At 48.5% G+C, this 19,881-nt stretch carries 16 protein-coding genes; 7 read left to right on the plus strand and 9 right to left on the minus strand.

Annotation, left to right across the window (positions count from 1 at the left end; all coding sequences use genetic code 11):
• Positions 1-81: 81 nt before the first annotated feature.
• The 7 genes from atpH to IXB28_RS12585 form a co-directional block, all read right to left on the minus strand.
• The gene (gene atpH, locus IXB28_RS12555; RefSeq protein WP_215618939.1) at positions 82-645 is read right to left on the minus strand and encodes an ATP synthase F1 subunit delta; all 564 of its coding nucleotides are present in this window, start codon (positions 643-645) and stop codon (positions 82-84) included.
• The gene (locus IXB28_RS12560; protein ID WP_215619084.1) at positions 642-1,169 is read right to left on the minus strand and encodes a F0F1 ATP synthase subunit B; all 528 of its coding nucleotides are present in this window, start codon (positions 1,167-1,169) and stop codon (positions 642-644) included. The genes atpH and IXB28_RS12560 overlap by 4 nt, the downstream gene beginning before the upstream one ends.
• 89 nt (positions 1,170-1,258) lie before the next feature.
• Complete coding sequence (locus tag IXB28_RS12565) at positions 1,259-1,687, minus strand: F0F1 ATP synthase subunit B' (RefSeq protein WP_215618940.1); 429 nt, start codon at positions 1,685-1,687, stop codon at positions 1,259-1,261.
• Between the two features lie 173 nt (positions 1,688-1,860).
• The gene (atpE, locus tag IXB28_RS12570) at positions 1,861-2,106 is read right to left on the minus strand and encodes an ATP synthase F0 subunit C (protein ID WP_006516215.1); all 246 of its coding nucleotides are present in this window, start codon (positions 2,104-2,106) and stop codon (positions 1,861-1,863) included.
• Positions 2,107-2,207: 101 nt separating this feature from the next.
• The gene (gene atpB, locus IXB28_RS12575) at positions 2,208-2,969 is read right to left on the minus strand and encodes a F0F1 ATP synthase subunit A (protein ID WP_407659200.1); all 762 of its coding nucleotides are present in this window, start codon (positions 2,967-2,969) and stop codon (positions 2,208-2,210) included.
• A gap of 76 nt (positions 2,970-3,045) precedes the next feature.
• On the minus strand, positions 3,046-3,471 hold the full coding sequence (locus IXB28_RS12580; protein WP_215618942.1) for an ATP synthase subunit I: 426 nt from the start codon (positions 3,469-3,471) through the stop codon (positions 3,046-3,048).
• Between the two features lie 264 nt (positions 3,472-3,735).
• Positions 3,736-4,938, minus strand: coding sequence for a class I SAM-dependent methyltransferase (locus IXB28_RS12585; protein WP_215618943.1), 1,203 nt, complete (start codon positions 4,936-4,938; stop codon positions 3,736-3,738).
• 499 nt (positions 4,939-5,437) lie between these two features.
• Between IXB28_RS12585 and IXB28_RS12590 the strand changes: the two genes are divergently transcribed.
• From IXB28_RS12590 to IXB28_RS12610, 5 genes are all read left to right on the plus strand, one after another.
• Positions 5,438-8,131, plus strand: a complete 2,694-nt coding sequence (locus IXB28_RS12590; RefSeq protein ID WP_215618944.1) for a phycobilisome rod-core linker polypeptide — start codon at positions 5,438-5,440, stop codon at positions 8,129-8,131.
• A 531-nt stretch (positions 8,132-8,662) separates the two neighbouring features.
• Positions 8,663-9,148 (plus strand): globin family protein, encoded by a 486-nt coding sequence (locus tag IXB28_RS12595; protein WP_215618945.1) that lies wholly within the window; start codon positions 8,663-8,665, stop codon positions 9,146-9,148.
• Positions 9,149-9,223: 75 nt separating this feature from the next.
• Positions 9,224-9,709: an allophycocyanin subunit beta gene (gene apcB / locus IXB28_RS12600; protein WP_215618946.1), complete on the plus strand. Its 486-nt coding sequence runs from the start codon at positions 9,224-9,226 to the stop codon at positions 9,707-9,709.
• 383 nt (positions 9,710-10,092) lie between these two features.
• Positions 10,093-10,296, plus strand: a complete 204-nt coding sequence (locus IXB28_RS12605) for a phycobilisome linker polypeptide (protein ID WP_215618947.1) — start codon at positions 10,093-10,095, stop codon at positions 10,294-10,296.
• 167 nt (positions 10,297-10,463) lie between these two features.
• Positions 10,464-11,876 (plus strand): trypsin-like peptidase domain-containing protein, encoded by a 1,413-nt coding sequence (locus IXB28_RS12610; RefSeq protein WP_215618948.1) that lies wholly within the window; start codon positions 10,464-10,466, stop codon positions 11,874-11,876.
• Positions 11,877-11,879: 3 nt separating this feature from the next.
• Here the strand turns inward: IXB28_RS12610 and IXB28_RS12615 are convergent, their stop codons facing one another.
• Positions 11,880-12,071, minus strand: coding sequence for a chlorophyll a/b-binding protein (locus IXB28_RS12615; RefSeq protein WP_215618949.1), 192 nt, complete (start codon positions 12,069-12,071; stop codon positions 11,880-11,882).
• Positions 12,072-12,733: 662 nt separating this feature from the next.
• On the opposite strand from IXB28_RS12615, the gene IXB28_RS12620 reads away from it, so the two are divergent.
• Positions 12,734-13,123, plus strand: a complete 390-nt coding sequence (locus IXB28_RS12620) for an AbrB family transcriptional regulator (protein WP_215618950.1) — start codon at positions 12,734-12,736, stop codon at positions 13,121-13,123.
• 201 nt (positions 13,124-13,324) lie between these two features.
• Here IXB28_RS12620 and IXB28_RS12625 read toward each other — a convergent pair whose 3' ends face one another.
• Positions 13,325-18,583 carry a hypothetical protein gene (locus IXB28_RS12625; protein WP_215618951.1) on the minus strand — a complete coding sequence of 1,753 codons (5,259 nt, stop codon included), beginning with the start codon at positions 18,581-18,583 and terminating at the stop codon, positions 13,325-13,327.
• A 566-nt stretch (positions 18,584-19,149) separates the two neighbouring features.
• Between IXB28_RS12625 and IXB28_RS12630 the strand changes: the two genes are divergently transcribed.
• Complete coding sequence (locus tag IXB28_RS12630) at positions 19,150-19,854, plus strand: Crp/Fnr family transcriptional regulator (protein WP_215618952.1); 705 nt, start codon at positions 19,150-19,152, stop codon at positions 19,852-19,854.
• Positions 19,855-19,881: the final 27 nt, after the last annotated feature.

The raw sequence follows: 19,881 nt of genomic DNA on the forward strand, positions 1-19,881 counted from the left end.
GATTGGACCAAAACTACCAGTCCACGGCTCAAGTACACCTTCCGAACGCGTAAAGGCTCAATCACCTTTACCGAAAGCACCCTAGCGTGCAGCAGCGCTACCCAACTGGATGCTGATGCGCCGTAGCTGACCCCGTAAACTGGCGTCTATCACCTGGGAACCAACCTTGATAATGACACCGCCCAACAGGTCTGAATCCAGAGCTGTGTTGAGGTCAACAGAGTTAGCACCGGTCATTTCTGCCACTTTCTGACGAATTGAATCCTTCTGAGAGTCAGAAAGCTCAACAGCAGATGTAACCTCGGCCAAAACCGTCTGATTAAGCTCCCGCAAAAGTTCCTGATAACGTTCACAAACGCGATCTAGAAACGCGATGCGCGCCCGATCAACCAACAACAAAACGAAGTTCAGCATGGTTGGATGCAGCTGTTCACCAGCGATCTGACGCATGACGTTCTTCTTAATGTCAGGCTCGATGATGGGATTCTCAAGCAGCTTAGTCAACTCGCCAGAGGACGCCAACAATTCAGTCAAAACAGAACAGTCTTGACCAAAGCGATCGGTCAAATTGCCATCCTTAGCAATGGACAACAACGCCTGGGCATATGGGGCAACCAAGCCCTCAATCACTACGCTATCCTTCACAAGCTACCTCCCAATAGACCAATGCTCTGATCAATCAGCTTCTGTTGAGTCCCATCATCAACTTGGGACCGTAGCTGCGCCTCTACTTTCTCAACCGCAAGGGCAGAAACCCGCTGACGCAATTCAATTACGACACGATCCCTCTGAGAAGTCAGATCTCGGGAAGCATCATCCTTCATACGCTGGATATCTTTCGCAGCTTGAGCCATGATGTTATCCTTGGCAACTTTAGCAGCCGCCTCGCCATCAGACTTGATTTGAACAGCAGTAGCCTGGGCCTCAGCCAGATTCTTCTGCTGTTCCACAAGCGCTTTCGACGCTTCCTTCAGACGCTTCTCAGCATCCTTAATAGCAGTTTCAATGGTTGAGCGTCGCTCAGCCATAATGCTGCCTAAAAAGCCTTTTCCGAAGTAGACAATCAGAGCAATCAGAATAGAAAGGTTAATAAGATTGGTCTCTAAAATATTGAAATTTAAACCGAAACCACCTTCTTCTGTTGCTAGTAGCCAAAAATTTTCAACCATAGCCATCACTGCGCACAGATAATCCTTTATGAATGCAGTTTTCAAAAAGACTCACTATCAAATGAGCCATAGGGCCACAAAACTAGGACCTAAGCAGCTTGAGCACCCAAAAGCTTATCCAGAATCTGTTGACTTAGAACATCAACTTGACCTTCAAGAGATTGCATAGCCTCTTGTTTTTGCTGGTCCAACTCTTTCTGAACTTGCTCACGTCGCTGCTGGGCTTCCATTTGAGCTTCAGCGACCTGCTTATCAACAGTTTCTTGAGCTTCGGCTTGAGCGTCAGCAATTAACTGTTGTGCCTGTTTCCGACTGCTAGCCAACTCCTGCTGATATTGCTTAGCCAACTTTTCAGCGGACTCTAAATATTCAGCAGATGAGGCTTTGGTGGTTCGGATGTAGCCATCGCGCTCGTCAATCGTCTTCGAAACAGGCTTGAAAAATACCGCGTTTAGAAGAAACGTCAACAGCAAAAATTGCAACGCCATCAGAGGCAATGTTGCATCAAAATCAAACATTTTTCGATTTCCCTAAACCTGAAAACCCACCAACACGTAAGAAAGTTAAAGAAAAAAGTATTTATTGGCTCGATTCAATGGCATTAATACACAATTAAGCCATAGGGCGTCATCCTAAAATTATCTGTTCCATTCAAAACAAAGATAGATAACGCCCCTTGAGCCAATCTTCCTTATGCGAGGGGGTTTGCAAACAGAAGTACCAGAGAAATTACTAGACCGTAGATAGTTAGAGACTCCATAAATGCAAGAGTCAACAACAAAGTACCGCGGATTTTACCTTCTGCTTCGGGCTGGCGAGCAATACCTTCGACAGCTTTACCAGAAGCATTACCCTGACCAATACCAGGGCCAATTGCGGCCAAGCCAACTGCTAGAGAAGCAGCGATAACTGAAGCAGAAGCAACTAACGGATCCATAATGTATTTCCTTCTCGGTATATACGAAACAAAAAAGACTGAGAGTCAGTAAACGCAGGCAAGAAACAACCTGCAGGTTAGAAGCGCTCTAGCAATAGCGGCTAAGCATGCTCCTCGTGACCTTCGTCACCATGCCCTTCCAAAGCCTCGTGGATGTAAGCTGCTGCTAAAGTAGCAAACACCAACGCTTGAATAGCACTGGTAAACAGCCCCAACATCATAACTGGCAAGGGGACAAACAAGGGAACCAACAGAACCAAAACTGCAACTACAAGTTCGTCTGCCAAGATATTTCCAAAGAGACGGAAGCTCAGGGAAAGTGGCTTGGTAAAGTCTTCAAGTATTGCAATCGGCAACAAAATCGGAGTTGGCTCAATATATTTCGCGAAATATCCTAAACCCCGCTTCTTAAAGCCTGCATAGAAGTATGCCAAAGACGTTAATAAAGCTAAAGCTACCGTTGTATTGATATCCCCCGTAGGCGCAGCAAGCTCGCCTTCAGGAATTTCAATCACATGCCAGGGTAAAAGTGCCCCTGACCAATTGGACACAAAGATAAACAAGAACAATGTGCCAACAAACGGCAACCAAGGCCGATACTCTTTTTCGCCAAGCTGATTTTTAGCAATGTCTCTGACAAACTCAAAGACATACTCCATAAAATTTTGCAGGCCCTGAGGGACCCTCTGCATATTTCGAGTAGCCAGAACCGAAGCTATCAAAAGTAGTCCAATTACGAACCAGGAGGTCATAAATACTTGGCCATGGAGTTGAAGACCCCCAAGATGCCAGTAAAAATGACGACCAACTTCTAACTCCGCTAATGGCAACACATCAAAGTGCAGCAAACTTAGCATCTTAATTCAGGTTAGGTTGACCAAAAAGACGTTAGGCCAAATGATTAGTGGCTAAACTAGCCAGGACACAATCAAAAACCGGCTAAGTCGTTGACAATGCCTTGAACATGTAAGCGATGAGCGCAGCTTTATAGGTCAGAAAACCTAAAAATACTGGAACAATTTGCAGCTGATCTAATTGAGATGCGACTACAATAACTCCAATAAAAAGAGCAAGTTGATTCTTGCTCACTTTAGAGGCACTCCTACCGAGCTTCTCAACGCTTCTAGCCAGCAATTTTAAGTAAACCACACCCGAACATGCCCCAATTAAATAATTGAGAGCCGTAGTCAGGGAGTAAGCCATCCAAACCGAAACAAACCCTACCACCATCAATGAAATGCTCAACAAAAGCAATTCATTTTGAAGCTGGTAGTACTCTTGCATCGAAGAGTCAGGTTCTAGAGGTAACCCTCCAAGAACAGCCGCTTCGGAATTAGTTTCCGTTGCGTCGTTATTTTCATCCATAGATGAGTCTCTAAGAGGTTTGTCTGGCAAGTTCACAGAAATCACTCAAACTAGCCTAGGCAAACTTGCAAGAATAGGCGAAGCCCCGTCTGCAAGCCGAGATCGATCATATCATTTAAAGCTAACAATACTTAATACGAATCCCTTGGGCTTACTCGAACCAAGACCTTTCTACCACCAATAAACAAGAAACGTTGAAGATTTGCTAACGGCGGGTCGAGGCTCTGGTTCAGCGATTACAGACGTTTTTCAGGCCAAGAGCGCCTAGGGCGTCGCTGGCGTTAGCAGGAGCAGCTGCTGGGTCTGCAATGCGCGAATGGCGCTCAGCTCTAATGGACAGGCCTCAATCAGGTCGGCAATCGTTTTTTGCCCCGCATTGGTCTCACAAGCCTGCAAAAATGCATATTCGTTTTCACTGACCTGGACAAGCTGGTAGTCCGGATTGAAAAAAGAACGACTGGGCCATCCAGATAGACAGGGGGTGAGGGTGGGAGAAGCGGCTAATAGCTGCTGGTCATCGGACCAATCAGTATGGGTCAATGGCGGTCGAGCGAGAAAAAACTCGTAATGCGTAAGCTGAGGATCTAGGAGTTCTGTTAACCGATACTGGGCACGTTGATCTAATTCCTCAGCCCGTTTCATGACATCTGGGGCCTTAGCAATCAATCGTTTTAAATCCCAATAGGTAGGATTCGAAAAGCCAACAAATTCTAGGCCCGATGCATCAATCAACTCAAACAAGGTATCGATGGTGTAGTCCACCTCTTGGGGATGGACATACATGTCGGCAAAACATTCATCCTGATGATTTTCCAACGCCCATCGCTCTTTGTCTCGTTTGACGATGCGGTTATTTTCGGGCAGGGCATCAAATAACTGACGGCCCACCGAAACACCGTCCCGATAATCCCCACGGCGATCGCCTTGCAACATGGCAATGGCTTCTTGCATGAGGGAAATTTCCCAGCGACCCAGGGCGGCATACACAAATATATGTAGTAGACCACCCGGGGCAACTTTATTGGCTAGTGCTTGAATCCCCCGAATTGGATCTGGCATGTGGTGCAAAACCCCCACACAGTTAATTAGATCAAACTGACCTTCTAGCTGATCGACATCATAAATACTGAGGTTATGGAAGGTGACTCGATCGGCGCCAGAACGCTGACATCTTTCTTGGGCCACTTTCAGCGTCCCGGCACTTAAATCAATCCCAGTCACCTGGGCGTGGGGATTGAGATGGACCAGATACTCAGTACCGACCCCAGAGCCACAGCCGGCGTCTAATATTTTGACCTGCTCTGTTTGGGGTAGTCTACCCGTGCAAAAGTTATAGGCAGTGGGCCAGTACCAGCGCCAGTTATAGCCCGGCGGCGGCTCATCGATCAGCGGCTCAGGGGGAAAGGGATAGGTGTCGTAAAGTTTAGCGACCGCTGCACTAACGGCAGCTTCGTTCTCGGAAGACATGGCAGGCGTTATTTAAATTCTTACGTTTGAACTGCTTTGAATTTGCCACTCTAGACAAAGGGCATTAGACAAACCAGTAAGACATATTTGTTGGAAAGCTTCGAAAGTTTAAGCAGACAAGCTCGAAGTCTGACGTGGGACAAACAAGCGGTTTACTCCCGTAGATCAAGGCTTCTACAGTTCAAGACTGCCATGGACACAGATAGACTTCGTAAACTCAAGTAACAAAACTTATTTTTGTTCTCATTAGCCCGACGTCGTCTTTTATGATTATTCAGAGGGCTAATAACAAGATGTTACACAGTCTTTAGACAACTATCTTGTGTTCCGTAATCGTTTTAATCTGGAACTGTCGTAAGAGCCGATAGGCCCATCGCGCTGATTGCTGGTCTTCAGCATTACCTAAATAATTTAGGTTTAAGTTGCCCGGCGCTGAGAGAGGGGTCTGATGCAATGAATTTATTGCAATCAACTATTAGAAGGGAGCCTTTGAAAAGGAATGACTGTAACAGCTAGTGGTGGAAGCTCTTTAGCGCGGCCACAACTTTATCAAACCTTGCCGGTTACCGCGATTACCCAAGCCGAGCAGCAAGATCGCTACATGGAACGGGGTGAGTTAGATGAGCTATCTGGCTTTTTTAAGTCAGGTCGTAAGCGCATTGCGATCGCTAAAACTATTACCCAGTACTCGGAACTGATCGTTTCCCAAGCTGCTAATCGCATCTTTACCGGTGGTTCCCCACTTACCTATCTAGAAAGGACTGAGCCAGACCCCCAAATGGCCGTGGCTGCCCAAGACAGCTCTGAGGAAGAAGGGCTAATTGAAAGTGCGGATACCGGTCTTTTTTCTGGACTGAGAAGTCTAGTTAGTAGCAGTGGTGATTTAGGCCAAACGCCAGCTGGTTTTCGCCCCATTAATATTGGCCGCTATGGCCCCAGCAACATGCAGAAGTCTCTGCGTGACATGAGCTGGTTCCTGCGCTATTTAACCTATGCACTGGTGGCGGGGGATCCCAATATCATTGCGGTTAACGTGCGCGGTCTGCGGGAAATTATCGAAGATGCCTGTTCATCGGCAGCCACCATTGTGGCCCTACAAACCATGCGGGCTGCCAGCATCGGCTATTTTCGCGGTGATGCGGATGCACAAGAATTAGTCAGATTCTATTTCAACCTTTTAATTGACGAATTCAAAGCACCGGCTCCTTCTGACAAGTTACGTCAGCGTCCCTCTAAAGATCTCCAAGGTCTGCAGCTACCTCAGATTTACTTCAACGCCTCGGAGCGTCGCCCCAAGTTTGTAATGAAGCCAGGGCTATCCACAGCAGAGAAATCTACTGTTGTGAAGGCCGCTTACAGACAAGTATTTGAGCGCGATATCAAGCGGGCCTATTCCCTAGAGATTTCCAATTTGGAATCCCAGGTTAAAAATGGCGAAATCGCCATGAAGGAATTTATCCGTCGCCTGGCAAAATCCCCCCTATATCGGAAGAATTTCTTCGAGCCTTACATTAATAGTCGGGCCCTAGAACTTGCTTTCCGCCATATCTTGGGTCGTGGCCCCAGCTCCCGCGAAGAAGTTCAAAAATATTTCTCCATCGTGTCTGAAGGGGGTCTGGCTAAGCTAGTGGACGCCCTAATCGACTCGAATGAGTACGGTGACTACTTTGGCGAAGAAACCGTCCCCTATCTCCGCGGACTAGGGCAAGAAGCCCAGGAGTGTCGCAACTGGGGCCCTCAGCAAAACCTGCTGAACTACAGCGCTCCCTTCCGCAAGAATCCTGAGTTTCTAACTACGTTTGCGTCCTACGACCAGCCGCTGCCCGATCAGCACCCCTATGGCTCGGGTAACGACCCACTGGAAATTCAATTTGGCGCAATCTTCCCGAAGGAAACTCGCAAGCCCAGCAGCAGCCCTGCGCCCTTCAATAAGGACACCCGTCGTATTTTGATTCGTCGCGGTGCAGGTATTGATAGCCAGGTCAGCAATCCAGGGGCACGGCCTAAGGCTCCAGGTAGCTTAGGCCCCAAGGTCTTCAAACTAGACCAGATTCCAGCGGGCAATGGCGACAGCATCAAATTTTCAGAAAGCTCTACCCAAAGCATTATTCGGGCCGCCTATCGGCAGGTGTTCGGGCGTGATGTGTATGCCGGACAAGAGCTAAAGTCTGCGGAAAATCGCCTGGAAAATGGTGATATCTGCATGCGCGATTTTGTTCGTGCGATCGCTAAATCAGAAGCATTCCGCAAAACCTACTGGTCTTCTCTCTATGTAATGAAGGCCGTTGAGTACATCCATCGTCGGTTGTTGGGACGTCCTACCTACGGTCGTCAAGAAACCAACAAGTATTTCGATATTTGTGCCAAGCAAGGCTTCTATGCCCTGGTCGATACCCTGATTGATAGCCCTGAGTACAACGAATCCTTTGGGGAAGACACCATCCCCTATGAACGCTATGTGACTCCGGCGGGCCAGTCCCTCAGATCGTTCCGCGCCGGCACCGTCAGCAGCACTGGCATTAAGCCCGTACCTCAGCCCCAGGTTCCCCGCTTTGTCGAACTAGGTGCCGTCAGCTCTTCCCGTGGTGATATCGAAGTTAATAATCGCGTCACCCAAGGCGTTAATCTACGGCGTGTTCAATCCAAGGTATTCAAACTCACCAGCCTGTTCGACAAGGCAAATATCAAACTGGTTACCCAGGCAGCCTATCGTCAAATCTTTGAGCGGGATATCTCTCCATATGTAATCAAAACCGAGTTCACCTCCATTGAGAGTCAGTTGAGCAACGGTGAGATCAACATGAAGGAATTTATCGAAGCCTTGGGATGCTCTGATTTATATCAGAAGGAGTTTTATGCTCCCTATCCCAATACCAAGGTGATTGAGCTTGGCACTAAGCACTTCCTAGGTCGTGCGCCACTCAACCAGGCTGAAATCCGCAAGTACAACCAGATTTTGGCAACGAAGGGTATCCGTGGCTTTATCCAAACCATGGTAGAGACCCCCGAATATGCCGAATTCTTCGGTGAGGACACCGTCCCCTACCGTCGTTTCCCCACCTTGCCAGCGGCTAACTTCCCGAACACAGAGCGCCTATATCAGCAGCTCACCCGTCAGAGCGATGATGTGGTGGTACCGAGCTTCGAACCCTCAGTATCAGCCTTATCATCCATTGACACTAAGGCTCAGTAGGTAAAGACCCACCAAGGTGTAAGAACAACTAATGTGCTCACACCTTGGAAATAATAGACAGTGCATGGGTTAATAGGTGTTGCCCATGCACTGTCATGTTCATCCATATACAGGCGCGTTTAATGAAGCGCGTGGGTGTTTTGCTTTTGTGGAGTACTCAAAAATGGTAGAAGCAACGAGTCCCATAGATGTGCCCTCGTTGCTTAACGTTTGAGCCATTTTTGATAAATTCTGAGGATGATGTTACAAAATGTTTCGCATCCCCTTAGAAGGTTAACCGAATGCCGGAAAATACTATCGGAAGGCAGCTGAGCTGACATATAGGATTCATAGAATCTGGCTCACCTAATTGGTGTGTTTCAATTTTCGAATTAAGCATGGCATTAGAGAATCAAATGCCGGCTCGATTCAGAGTTAAAGTAAGTAGGGGCTAACTTGTTAATCTTTTTATTGAAGATTGGTAGGTTTTAGCCCTTTGAAGGTTAAAGCCAGATAATTTGTCTGGTTATATTCTTTCGGAGGAATCCATAAATGAGTATTGTCACGAAATCTATCGTGAATGCCGATGCTGAGGCTCGCTACCTGAGCCCTGGCGAATTAGATCGCATCAAGGGATTTGTTACCTCTGGCGAGCGTCGTCTACGTATCGCTCAGGTGCTAACTGAGTCCCGTGAGCGCATCATTAAGCAAGCTGGTGACCAGCTTTTCCAAAAGCGCCCTGACGTTGTTTCTCCCGGTGGTAACGCCTACGGTGAAGAAATGACTGCGACTTGCCTACGTGACATGGACTACTACCTACGTCTGATCACCTACGGTATTGTTGCTGGTGATGTAACTCCCATCGAAGAGATTGGTCTAGTAGGTGCTAAGGAAATGTACAACTCCTTAGGGACTTCCATTCCTGCTGTTGCTGACTCCATTCGCTTCATGAAGGGCGTTGCCTCTTCTCTGCTCTCTGGTGATGACGCAGCTGAAGCCGCTTCTTATTTTGATTACGTTGTTGGCGCAATGCTCTAACTCTCCAGGAGTTATTGTCATTTGCCGGTCACATTGTTGAGCCACTTCGTTAATTTTCACTAAGGAATATAGATCATGCAAGACGCGATTACTGCTGTAATTAATTCTTCAGACGTTCAAGGTAAATATCTTGATCAGTCTTCCATGGATAAGCTAGCTGCTTATTTCCAGACTGGTGAACTTCGTGTTCGTGCGGCGACTGCAATCGGTGCTAACGCTTCCGAGATTGTTAAGGACGCTGTTGCTAAAGCTCTGCTTTACTCCGATATCACCCGTCCTGGTGGCAACATGTACACCACTCGTCGCTATGCTGCTTGCATCCGCGACTTGGACTACTACCTACGCTACTCCACCTACGCAATGTTGGCTGGTGACCCTTCCATCCTGGATGAGCGTGTACTAAACGGCCTAAAGGAAACTTATAACTCCTTGGGTGTACCCGTTGGTGCAACTGTTCAAGCTATCCAAGCTATGAAAGAAGTTACTGCTAGTGTTGTTGGCGCTGACGCTGGTAAGGAAATGGGCGTTTACTTCGACTACATTTGCTCTGGCCTTAGCTAGGTCGTAAAAATGTGGTTTGATTAGCCAAAGTTGGTTGATCTAAGCCAGATTCGGAAGTCTGAAACGAGTGTTGATTGCATAGTCTTTTTTCTAAGAGGTTTTTGTAACGGTCATTGGTTGTCGGACTTCCGATATTTTCGGTCTATTTCTGGATTGTTAAAGCGTAGAAATCGTTTTTCTAAGATCCTAGAATTTAATTAGACAGACTTTATGTACGGGCAGTTTGAGAATTGACATCTAGTTGAACAGCGCTAGTGTAGTCACTCAACTGATATTTAGCCAAATTAGGCTGGGGCCAAATCGTTCAATAGGTTAGGTCTTTAGCTATTCGCAATTAATTTGCAAAATAAGGTTTTTGTTTGAGATTAGGAGACATCTCTACTATGCGTATGTTTCGGGTTACTGCCTGTGTGCCGAGTCAATCTCGCATTCGCACCCAGCGTGAGCTTCAGAATACTTTTTTTACTAAGCTCGTTCCCTACGACAGCTGGTTTCGTGAACAGCAGCGAATTCAAAAAATGGGTGGAAAAATTGTCAAGGTAGAATTGGCTACTGGGAAGCCCGGCGCTAATACTGGTCTAGCTTAGAAACAGCTAGTAGAGATAATTTCTCCCATAAAAATTTTAGAAAAAACGGTAGCAGTTAAACTGCTGCCGTTTTTTGTGCAAAAAGCGTAAATCTTATGATGGTTACCGGAATAGTTTGAACACCCAGAGTATCTTGTAAAAAAGTCGTTCACTCCGTTAATACAGTCATGGCATCCATTGTTTTTAAATCCTGCACCGGGCTATTGGCATGTGCCTTGGGATGGACTGTCATTGGGACTCAGCTGAGTTGGCAACATGGACTGGTGCCAACTGTCGCGAACGCTCAGCAAATTGATGAAAATACCAACATTCGGGTCTATCAACAGGCAAGTCCTGCCGTTGTTGCCATTGATGCAGGCGACAGTACAGGCAGTGGAAGCATCATCACGTCGGAGGGTTTAGTTTTAACCAACGCCCACGTGGTGGGAAATGCTCGAGAAGTCACTATTAGATTGGCGGATGGTCGTGAGTTTTCAGGCCGTGTCGTGGGGTATGCGGACAACAATTTGGACTTGGCCGCCGTTGAAATTGAAGGGGGGGATACTGTATTTCCCACCATCCGTTTGGAAAACGCCAGTCCCCAGGTAGGTCAGCAAGCCTTTGCCATTGGGAATCCCTTTGGCCTGCAAGGGACCTTCACCGTGGGCATTGTGAGTCGTATTGATCCAGAACGAGGATTGATTCAAACGGATGCGGCGATTAATCCAGGCAATTCAGGCGGCCCCTTACTCAATCGATCGGGTGAACTGATTGGGGTCAATACGTCTATTTTTAGCACCGGGGAAAATGTGGGGAATATCGGTATTGGCTTTGCGATCGCAACATCCGAAATTCAGCCATTTATCAACGCTATCGAAAACGGAACAGCCAGTACAGTCGCGTCCCGCCCATCCCAAAACTTCAAAGCACCCTCTCCCATCCGCATTGACGGAGAAACCACCCGCGCCAGCCTCGACAACACCAGTAATGTGCTACCCGACAACAGCTATTTCAACGTTCATAGCTTTGAAGGCCAAGCCGGGCAACGCATCAGCATTACGATGAGCAGTCGCCAGCTAGATTCCTACTTGCTCCTATATGGACCCAATCAAGAATACTTAGGCGAAAACGACGACAATTCCAATAGTCGCAATGCGCGTTTAGACATCACCCTGCCCAATAGTGGGACCTACCTTGTCTTTGCCAATTCCTATGGCGCACGCGAACAAGGACAATACGAACTCACGGTCCGTAGCAGCGGCGGTAGCAGCAACAGAGCCAATAACCCTTACTTGATCAATGAGGACGGCACCTTAAGCAATCAAGATAGGCGCCTCACCGATAACAGCCTCTACGATGAATATTTATTTAGTGGCGAGCGTGGCCAAAATATCACAATCAACCTCAACAGCGAAGAGTTTGATGCATACTTGCTACTGGTTGATAATAAAGGCAACAAGCTGGCAGAAAGTGATGACATTTCCCAAAGCAATACGAACTCCTCCATCCGAATTGCTTTACCCTATACCGGGGAGTATCGCATCATTGTTAACGCTTACGATCAACAGGGACAGGGACAATATCAAATCAGTGTTCGCTAACTCCTATGGCAACCCCAGCCATGTAAAAAAATCTTGCCGGGTAAAGATTTCTAGGATCAATAAAGCCAGGAAACCGACCATCGCAAAACGACCATTAATGCGTTCTGCGTAGACAGTCCATCCAAACCCAGGTTGATTGCCGTCGTCCTCAGCGGCTGCAGACAAATCGGGCTGTGTAGAATCAGAACTGGACATATTTACCATCAAAAATTGCTAGCTACCTAAAAGCCTCACCATTCTACCGAAGGCCATCGCCATTAACTTACCTATAATATCGCTGCTGCTGCAGACTACCCGGTAGGTCTGCCCATCAAACCTGAGTGATTGCGCCTTTCCAAACAGTCACGGGGCATCACACCTTAATAGGTGAAGCAGACCTATGGCTAAAAATTCAAACCTTTCTATTGCCAGCTTAATCTTTGATATATAGCGTTGTTTTAAATCTTTAATTCAACCTGGTTTTTAAGATAAAACAATGCAAAAATCTTCATACAGTCCCAAAAAATAAATACTTTAAAGACTGTCCCCTGAAAGATATAGGACTTCTAAATTCAGTAAAAACAAGAGTATAGCTAACATCCAAGCATTACTTTTTTGTACATAGGCTAGGTATTTAGACCATGGCAATCAGCTTTTCTAAAATTAGTTTTTTGCACTAAAAATTTGGCATTTAACTTTAATAATACGTTGACTTTGCATACTTCTAGATAAACGTGTTTTTTGTCTGTTATAATCATGTCCTATCTAAAAAATCTATCTATCATAGGTTAAAAGTCAAAAGTTTTTGGTCCATTTTTTTTGGGCGAATCAACTACAATCAATCTTTTTAGCTCTAACTCATTCAATCTTCAAATCCGATGGCTGATAGCAAAACCACGCCACTAACAGGGAAAGCTTTACTTCAAAAAATGAAGGAAATCACCCATCTACCTAAGCGCGAAAAAGCTAAGGAGTGTGGGTATTTCAGCATTACTAAAGATAAACAGGTTAGGGTAAATTTAACCGATTTTTATGATGCTTTACTAGCGGCACGGGGAATTCCTCTAGGACCAGAAAGCACAAAAGATGGTCGCGGGCGTGAACCAACTTATCGCGTTAGCGTCCATAAAAATGGCCAGATTGTTATTGGCTCCACCTATACCCAGGAAATGGGATTGAAGCCGGGCGATGAATTCGAAATCAAGCTAGGGTACAAGCACATTCATCTTATTCAATTAGATGGGAATAAGGATGAGGACGATGAGTAAAGGGGTTGTTGCTTGACCCATCAGGCTAGGCTAAAACTTTTACGAAGGGCCTATAACGCACGCTAAATTTTAGCCATACACGAAAAAGCGACTGGGATTTACTCAGTCGCTTTTTTAGTGATTTTGGAATAGCGGAAATGTCGTGAATGCAGCCCCAACCATGGGCACCTGCAAGACTATAACCAACGTCTTAAACTCAGCCTAAACAGCTACTTCAAGATGGGCAATCAAGGGTTCCTCTAATGTTTGAGCCTTATGCAGCAAAAGGCGATTACAGTAGGCTCGTAATTGTTCTGCTTGGGCTTCATTGGGAATGTAAATCTGCCCACCTGACTCGGTTACGGTTTTGCTAAACAGCGGCGTTTGGAGTAGTGCACGATAGGTGGGTAAGTCGGTGGTGCGATCGCAAATCAAACCACGATCCGCCGTCGTAGGCACGAGCCCCGGGGGTAAATGGCCCTCTAACAACGCCAAAATATGCAAATGGCAAGCCTGGGTATTGATGCCGCGCTGTTCCAACAGATGCATAATCGCCCCCACGGGCAAGGGCTGCTGAGGAAAGACTCGCAACAATTCCATCAGCAAGAAATAGTCACTATACTGCTGACGCGTGATGTTAAACACATGGGGATAGCGCGCAATATTCACCAAGCCATAGGCAACACGGCTACAGCTTTGGGGGAGTTCCGCCGCGTAGGTATCTTGAATAATCGTGGCATTGGGAAACTTCGACCGTAACAGCCGGGCAATGGCGGGCAACGAAGCAGACCCACCGGTGCAAACCACCTGTTTAATCGCTTGGGCATCAACCGTATGCTGACTTAGCAGCACATTCAAATAACGATTAATACGATGAATGTAGGGCAAAAAGACCAGCTGTTCCAAATGGCTGCGCTTAATCAACCATTGCTGCCCCGCCAAGGTAATGCGTGCCTGGCTCTTTTGTTGCAGCACTAACTTCAAATGCCGGGCAACCGCTAACAAACTTTGCCCCAAATTCGACGTCAACAGTCGATGCTGTAGACGATAGCGCTGGGCCCAGTCCACATGTCCCACAGCCGGTAGGGTCAGGTCATTCAACCGTAGCTGACTCCAATCCCCATCTTCGCTAGATAGGTGCCCCTGCCAATCCCAAGACGTGGTGGCAACATCATCAGCCCCCAAGGGTTGACTACGTTCCGCTGGCAGCAACAGCTGGCAGATAATATCTTGATCCAGCGCATCGCCAGCATAGGCAAAACTGCGGAGGGCAAAATCGCCATAATTTAGACTGGACAGATCCTTCGGCACATGAACTAGCCCCAGTTCCGTCATCGTCGCACCGGCACTGATCACCACCGTGCCGTCCTGCCATTGACAGTTATACAAACTGGGCTGACGGGATAAGGAGACCGTTTCGGCAACCGACACCTCATTAGGATCGGGCAACCCAGACAGTACCGTGGCAATGGAATCTTCCACAAACACAATCTGCTCGGGCTGAGTGATGATGCCCGCCATCAAAATCGCTTCCCGCAAATTAAAACTGTAGGTATCAGGCCAATTGGTCGGATAGCCCACAATCACCCCCTGCAGCTTGGTCCACACCTGGGCCAGGTTATCGCCATCCAACCCGACCGCCTGCCCACGATCCACCACGGACTTAAGCAACGCCACCATTGACTGCAACACTTGCAACATCGGCAGCTCCACCGTATCGGACCAGCGGAGCCAAGGATCCGAATTGGGCAAGGTTTGGCCATGGCCCACCGCCACTTTCAGCAGGGGCTTCAAACGATTAACCCCGATCAAGTCAGCCATCTTTGGCCCAAAGGCATCCATCAAGTCTTCCAGATCGCCCAGGGCATCATGGCCCACCGCCACCGTTTCTTGGGCCGCCGTCACCACAGCCATCGCTGGCAAGCGAAAGTGCTTCGCCTCAGACGAATCCATCTGCCAGTAAAGGGGATACACCTGGCCTGTGCGACGATTCATCAGCACCGCAGATAATCCGGTGGAGCCCACATCTAACCCTAAAAACCAAGCCCCTTCAATATCTACTACCGGCAGCGCTGTTTTCACCGGGGGCACCGAAGACGCCAGGGATACATCCGCCGTTGACTCAGGTATTAGATCGACATCAGCAGATGGGACATCCGCCAAGGTCTCAACATCCCGGTCAACGAAAGCATCAGGGGCGTCCACCTGGGGCAATCGCATTTCGGTGGACGACGACGTATCTAAGCCTAAAACGGTTAAGGGATCAGCCGGCTCAGTGGGAGCCATATCAAGGCTATCTTGATCCAACTCTTCTAAATCGGGCAACGTGGATTGCCCAAACAAGTCATCTAAGTCCCCTAGATCCAGATTGCCTTCGCTGGAGGGTTCTTCACTGGAGACATCTAGATCGTCTAACACCAATAAATCGTCAAAATCTGGTTCCGCATCAGAGGTGGCCTCAGATGTGGCAGCCAATGGATCTACTCCCAAGGAAAGCTCGGCCAAAGGAGCCACGTCGGTCGCCTCAGCGGTAAGATTGGCCCCATCGGCACCGCTGTCACCATTGGCTAACGTTTGCCAGAATGCCTGTTGCTCAGCCTGCAAAAACTCAGAAGAATCTAGGTCTTCCCCATCAGCGCCCTCGCCATCCAAGGGAACGTCTGGCGTCGAGGCTGAATCTAAATGGGGGGCAGCATTTTCTACGGTGGGCACCTCGGTGGCTAACTCATCCAGGGCCACCACCGGTTCCTCTAAATCGGATAGGAGTTGGATATCAGTGTCATCAATTTGTTCAGACAGGGCATTGGACTGCTGACTCAGATCGGCGAGCTCATCCGCAAGAGAATCGGGAATAGCATCGTCCAACGAGTCACCGTCATCCCCAAAAGAATCGAAGGTTTGATCGAATTCGGGCAAGTCTACCCTAGCTTCCTGGTCACCATCACTCGACACCGCCAACGCATCAGCATCAACAGCCAACGCATCGGTTGTAAATGAGCCAAATAGATCGCGATCGCTCTGGTCCTCTACCAGCGGAGTCTCAGGTAAAGCATCCACCACCAGGTCTTGAGCTGCAGGGTCTGCATCGACTAGCCCCTGCTCCACTAGCCCCTGCTCGAAGGGGCCCTCATCTGCATCCTCTCCCTCAGATGAGTCGATCAGCCCCACATCCTCAATTTCTAAATCCCGAACAATAGTTTCCAGGGTGTTTTGGTCAATGGGTTCCAGGGCATCGTCATCGTCGACACCATAGTCAGAATCCAAGGAGTCGCTGGCTAATTTTTGGAGATCTTCATCCAGCTGTTCTACCAATTGCTTGTCAGCTAACTCAATCAGTAAACGCTGCTCAGTATCTGTCTCCACCAGATTGATTAAATCCTCATCGGCTGAAGCCGGGATATAAACATCATCAGGCACATTTTCTGAGACATCGACCGTACCCAACGGGGTCTCCGGGAGAATTTCCTCCAAAGACACCACCGTATCCGGCTGGTCCACGGGCGTAGCGTCGGAGTCGAGGGGCGCCGCAATACTATCGCCAAACAGGTTTTCAACCGTTGGCTCCAGCTCAGGGTCTCCCCCATCATCCAAATCCTCTGCCACCAAGGCTGGATCTGGGGCTGTGCCATCGCCTACGGCATCATTTTGAGCATCATCGGATTGATCAAATAGCCAGTCTTCTGCAACCTGGCTAGCATCCAGCAGTTCCGTGTCAGTCAGCGGCTCAGCCAGCTCAAGATTTGTCTCTTCCAGGGCGACATCGTCATCGGCGAAACTGAATGCCAGCAGATCCTCGGACAGAGGGCTTGCATTGGGTTGCTCTGGAGCCGCGGCAGCTGGGCCATCGGCGGCGGGGCCATCGAGTTCTGGGCTAGCAATTTCTGGGCTAGCAATTTCTGGGCTAGCAATTTCTGGGCCATCGGCCTCTGGGCCATCGGCTTCTGATTCCGACAGATCTACAGACGACTCGGACAGATCAAAGCCCGTATTAAATGTAAATAGTTCTCCATCGTCGGATTCTGGAGATAGGACGATGGACTCTAGTGCTTCATCTGAGAGGGTTGATTCGGTGGCGCTGTCTGCCCCCAGGGCCAATAGTCCCAGACTCTCATCCATATCGCCTAGGCCAGCATCCAAGTTTAAGGATGCATCGCTTTGGGACGCTAGGGCAGCCTCTTGATCGTCAAATAGTGGAATTTTATCGGCGCTCAGATCATCATCATTGGCACCAGAAGCGCTAGCATCTGCGATCGCAGTTTCCAACGGCCCCGGCAAATCCCCAGATTGAACCGCCCCGTCCTCCAAAGCTTCCAGGCTCTGAATCCCCATCTCCAGGCCAGGGGCATCTTCCTCAAAGTTAAGATCACCATCCAGAATCAGATCATCGTCCAGGAGCGCTAAATCAGGATCCACCGCAAGATCATCACCCGTTTGCCCCGGCGCAACCTCGCCATCCCCTTGAGGCGCTTCATCATCCAGCATCAAATCTGGATCGATACCAATGGCCGGCTGAGTCGTTGGCGCGCCAATTTCTTCTTCTAACGCTAAATTTTCCAGGGCCTGGTCCAACTCATCCAATTGAATCGGATCCAAATCAACTTCCACCCCACCCGGAATCGGCTCCTGGGCAACGTTCTTCTGCTCAGACGCTAAATCCCCAGCCAAATAAGAAGACGCATCTTGCCCCAGCTGTTGCGCCAAATGATTCACAAACGCATGGAAAATAACTTCCCCTTGACGACCCAAACCATGCATTTGGGATAGCCCTTCCTCCAAAGAGTCGCGATAACTATCCACGCTCTTTTGCAAAGAGTCAAAAACAGCGGCCAACGTAGCATCTAACTTTAAAAGCAGATGATCCGACTGGGCCTGCAACAATCGCACTTGCTCTAATCGCTGACCCGATAGCAACGGTGCCGGATTTTCTGACGTCGACAGCTGCTCGACGGCGGCGGCCTCCATGGTGGCAATATTTTGCACCATCTGCGTCGACAACTGCTCCTGCAGACGCTGCATCAAGGTTTCCAAAAAGGCCGTGAGCTGCTCCTCAGAGTGCAACGGAACCACCGAATTGCCACGCTGCTGAGCCTCCAGCACATTCAACTCCGCCTGCAGACTTTCCCGCTTTTGTTGCAATACCTCCAGCTCTTGACGCATGGGCCGCAGGGAATTTTCACGGAGATAGCGCATCTCCAGCATTAATTCCTGCAAAACCTGAGAGGCTTCCTGCTCAGTCTTAGCAGCACTATTAGACGGCTGAGGCGAAACCAGCTGACCTGTGCCAGGATCTAAGGGACCCCAACCACCCGGAGACTCCAATTCTTGATCTAGGGATTGCAAATAGTCAGAGAGCTTACTCAGAAGCTGCCGCTGTCGATCTGCCTCCCCCGACAAACCCAACGATAAGCGAGACGCTGGCTTGGCTAGGGTAGCTTCTATTTCAGCAATTAGGCGTTGGATTTGATCCTTTTGAGAAGTCACAGTGAGGCCTTTCAACAACGAACTCTGCAAAGCGGAGGGTACCCGCCCCATCAAGGACAGGGCAACACCAACCTATGGAATGCCCAAAGTGTAAAGCAGGCTGGCTAAAAAATCACAATTTCCTCCTATCTACAGGCATCTAGGGAAAAATCCTGACAATGCCATTGAGGATCAGCGCTATCTAGCAATGCACCTTGAGATGCATGCCATCCTAGTCGATAGGCCCCGGCTTACAGCCAGCATATGAAGTTACGTTAAGAGCCGAGGGGGATAGGAGGATAATGCAATCGTGCTGTACCCTGATTTAGGCAAACACATAGTGAACTAAAGACAAACTAATCCTGCATGTTTAGGGGAGCCGTTGTCTTAACTATTAAGCTGGTTTAACCCAGCACGGATGCTTTCGGGCACAATCCTCAGGGTTTTTGCATTTCCCCAAGCATCATTTGGATGAGGTCAACGGGGGTTTGGCTACGCATTGTGCCAAACATCGATCGTCTAAATAATGATCTCTATGTTTAATTTTCTTGTTTAATGAGTCCACGTAATCATGGCCTCCCCCTCCTATGGACAGCAGATTCGGCACCCGAGATAGTTCAGCCAGTGAAAACCTGATTGCAACGGCTCCATTTTTCCAAGCGTTACCTGAAGCTACTGTTCAGCAGGCAACTGCGCAGGTTGTGACACGGCGCCACCCCGCTGGACAAGTATTGCTATTGGAAAATGATTGGGGGAACTCGGTCTATTTCATTTTGGATGGCTGGGTGAAAATCCGCACCTATAACCTAGATGGCAAAGAAGTAACGCTCAATATTTTGGGCAAAGGTGAGCTGTTCGGTGAAATGGCGCCCCTCGAAGCGGTGCCCCGCTCCACGGACGTTATTACCCTGGCAACGACCATGATTGGCAGTATGCCGGCTCAAGATTTTGTCAGCTTGCTCAACAGTGAACCGCAGGCGGGTATTCGTTTAGCGAAATTAATGGCACGACGGTTACGCCAAGTGAATCGTCGCCTACGACTGCGGGAATCGGATAGCCAATCGCGCGTGGCAGATGTTTTATTATTTTTGGCCGATGGACAAGGCACCCAGGGCGCAGACGGCGTAGAAATTCCGAATTTGCCCCACCGTGAGCTCAGTAGCTTAAGTGGTTTGGCGCGAGAAACCGTAACCCGCGTTTTAAGCAAATTAGAAAAGAAAGGGTTGATTAACCGGGAACGGGATCTGATTCGCATTCCGTCGCTGGATTCATTGGAAAAGTTATTGGTCTAGCCATATTCTTGGCTTCAAGATTAAGAT

It is taken from the genome of Leptothoe kymatousa TAU-MAC 1615 (assembly GCF_018739865.1).
Classification (GTDB): domain Bacteria; phylum Cyanobacteriota; class Cyanobacteriia; order Phormidesmidales; family Phormidesmidaceae; genus Leptothoe; species Leptothoe kymatousa.

Coding starts and splice junctions, on each gene's coding strand:
- IXB28_RS12580 (WP_215618942.1), bottom strand. CDS start 3,471: ATGGATGAAAATAACGACGCAACGGAAACTAATTCCGAAGCGGCTGTT.
- IXB28_RS12615 (WP_215618949.1), bottom strand. CDS start 12,071: ATGTCCAGTTCTGATTCTACACAGCCCGATTTGTCTGCAGCCGCTGAG.
- IXB28_RS12610 (WP_215618948.1), top strand. CDS start 10,464: ATGGCATCCATTGTTTTTAAATCCTGCACCGGGCTATTGGCATGTGCC.
- IXB28_RS12595 (WP_215618945.1), top strand. CDS start 8,663: ATGAGTATTGTCACGAAATCTATCGTGAATGCCGATGCTGAGGCTCGC.
- IXB28_RS12565 (WP_215618940.1), bottom strand. CDS start 1,687: ATGTTTGATTTTGATGCAACATTGCCTCTGATGGCGTTGCAATTTTTG.
- atpE (WP_006516215.1), bottom strand. CDS start 2,106: ATGGATCCGTTAGTTGCTTCTGCTTCAGTTATCGCTGCTTCTCTAGCA.
- IXB28_RS12620 (WP_215618950.1), top strand. CDS start 12,734: ATGGCTGATAGCAAAACCACGCCACTAACAGGGAAAGCTTTACTTCAA.
- IXB28_RS12630 (WP_215618952.1), top strand. CDS start 19,150: ATGGACAGCAGATTCGGCACCCGAGATAGTTCAGCCAGTGAAAACCTG.
- IXB28_RS12605 (WP_215618947.1), top strand. CDS start 10,093: ATGCGTATGTTTCGGGTTACTGCCTGTGTGCCGAGTCAATCTCGCATT.
- apcB (WP_215618946.1), top strand. CDS start 9,224: ATGCAAGACGCGATTACTGCTGTAATTAATTCTTCAGACGTTCAAGGT.
- IXB28_RS12560 (WP_215619084.1), bottom strand. CDS start 1,169: ATGGTTGAAAATTTTTGGCTACTAGCAACAGAAGAAGGTGGTTTCGGT.
- IXB28_RS12585 (WP_215618943.1), bottom strand. CDS start 4,938: ATGTCTTCCGAGAACGAAGCTGCCGTTAGTGCAGCGGTCGCTAAACTT.
- IXB28_RS12590 (WP_215618944.1), top strand. CDS start 5,438: ATGACTGTAACAGCTAGTGGTGGAAGCTCTTTAGCGCGGCCACAACTT.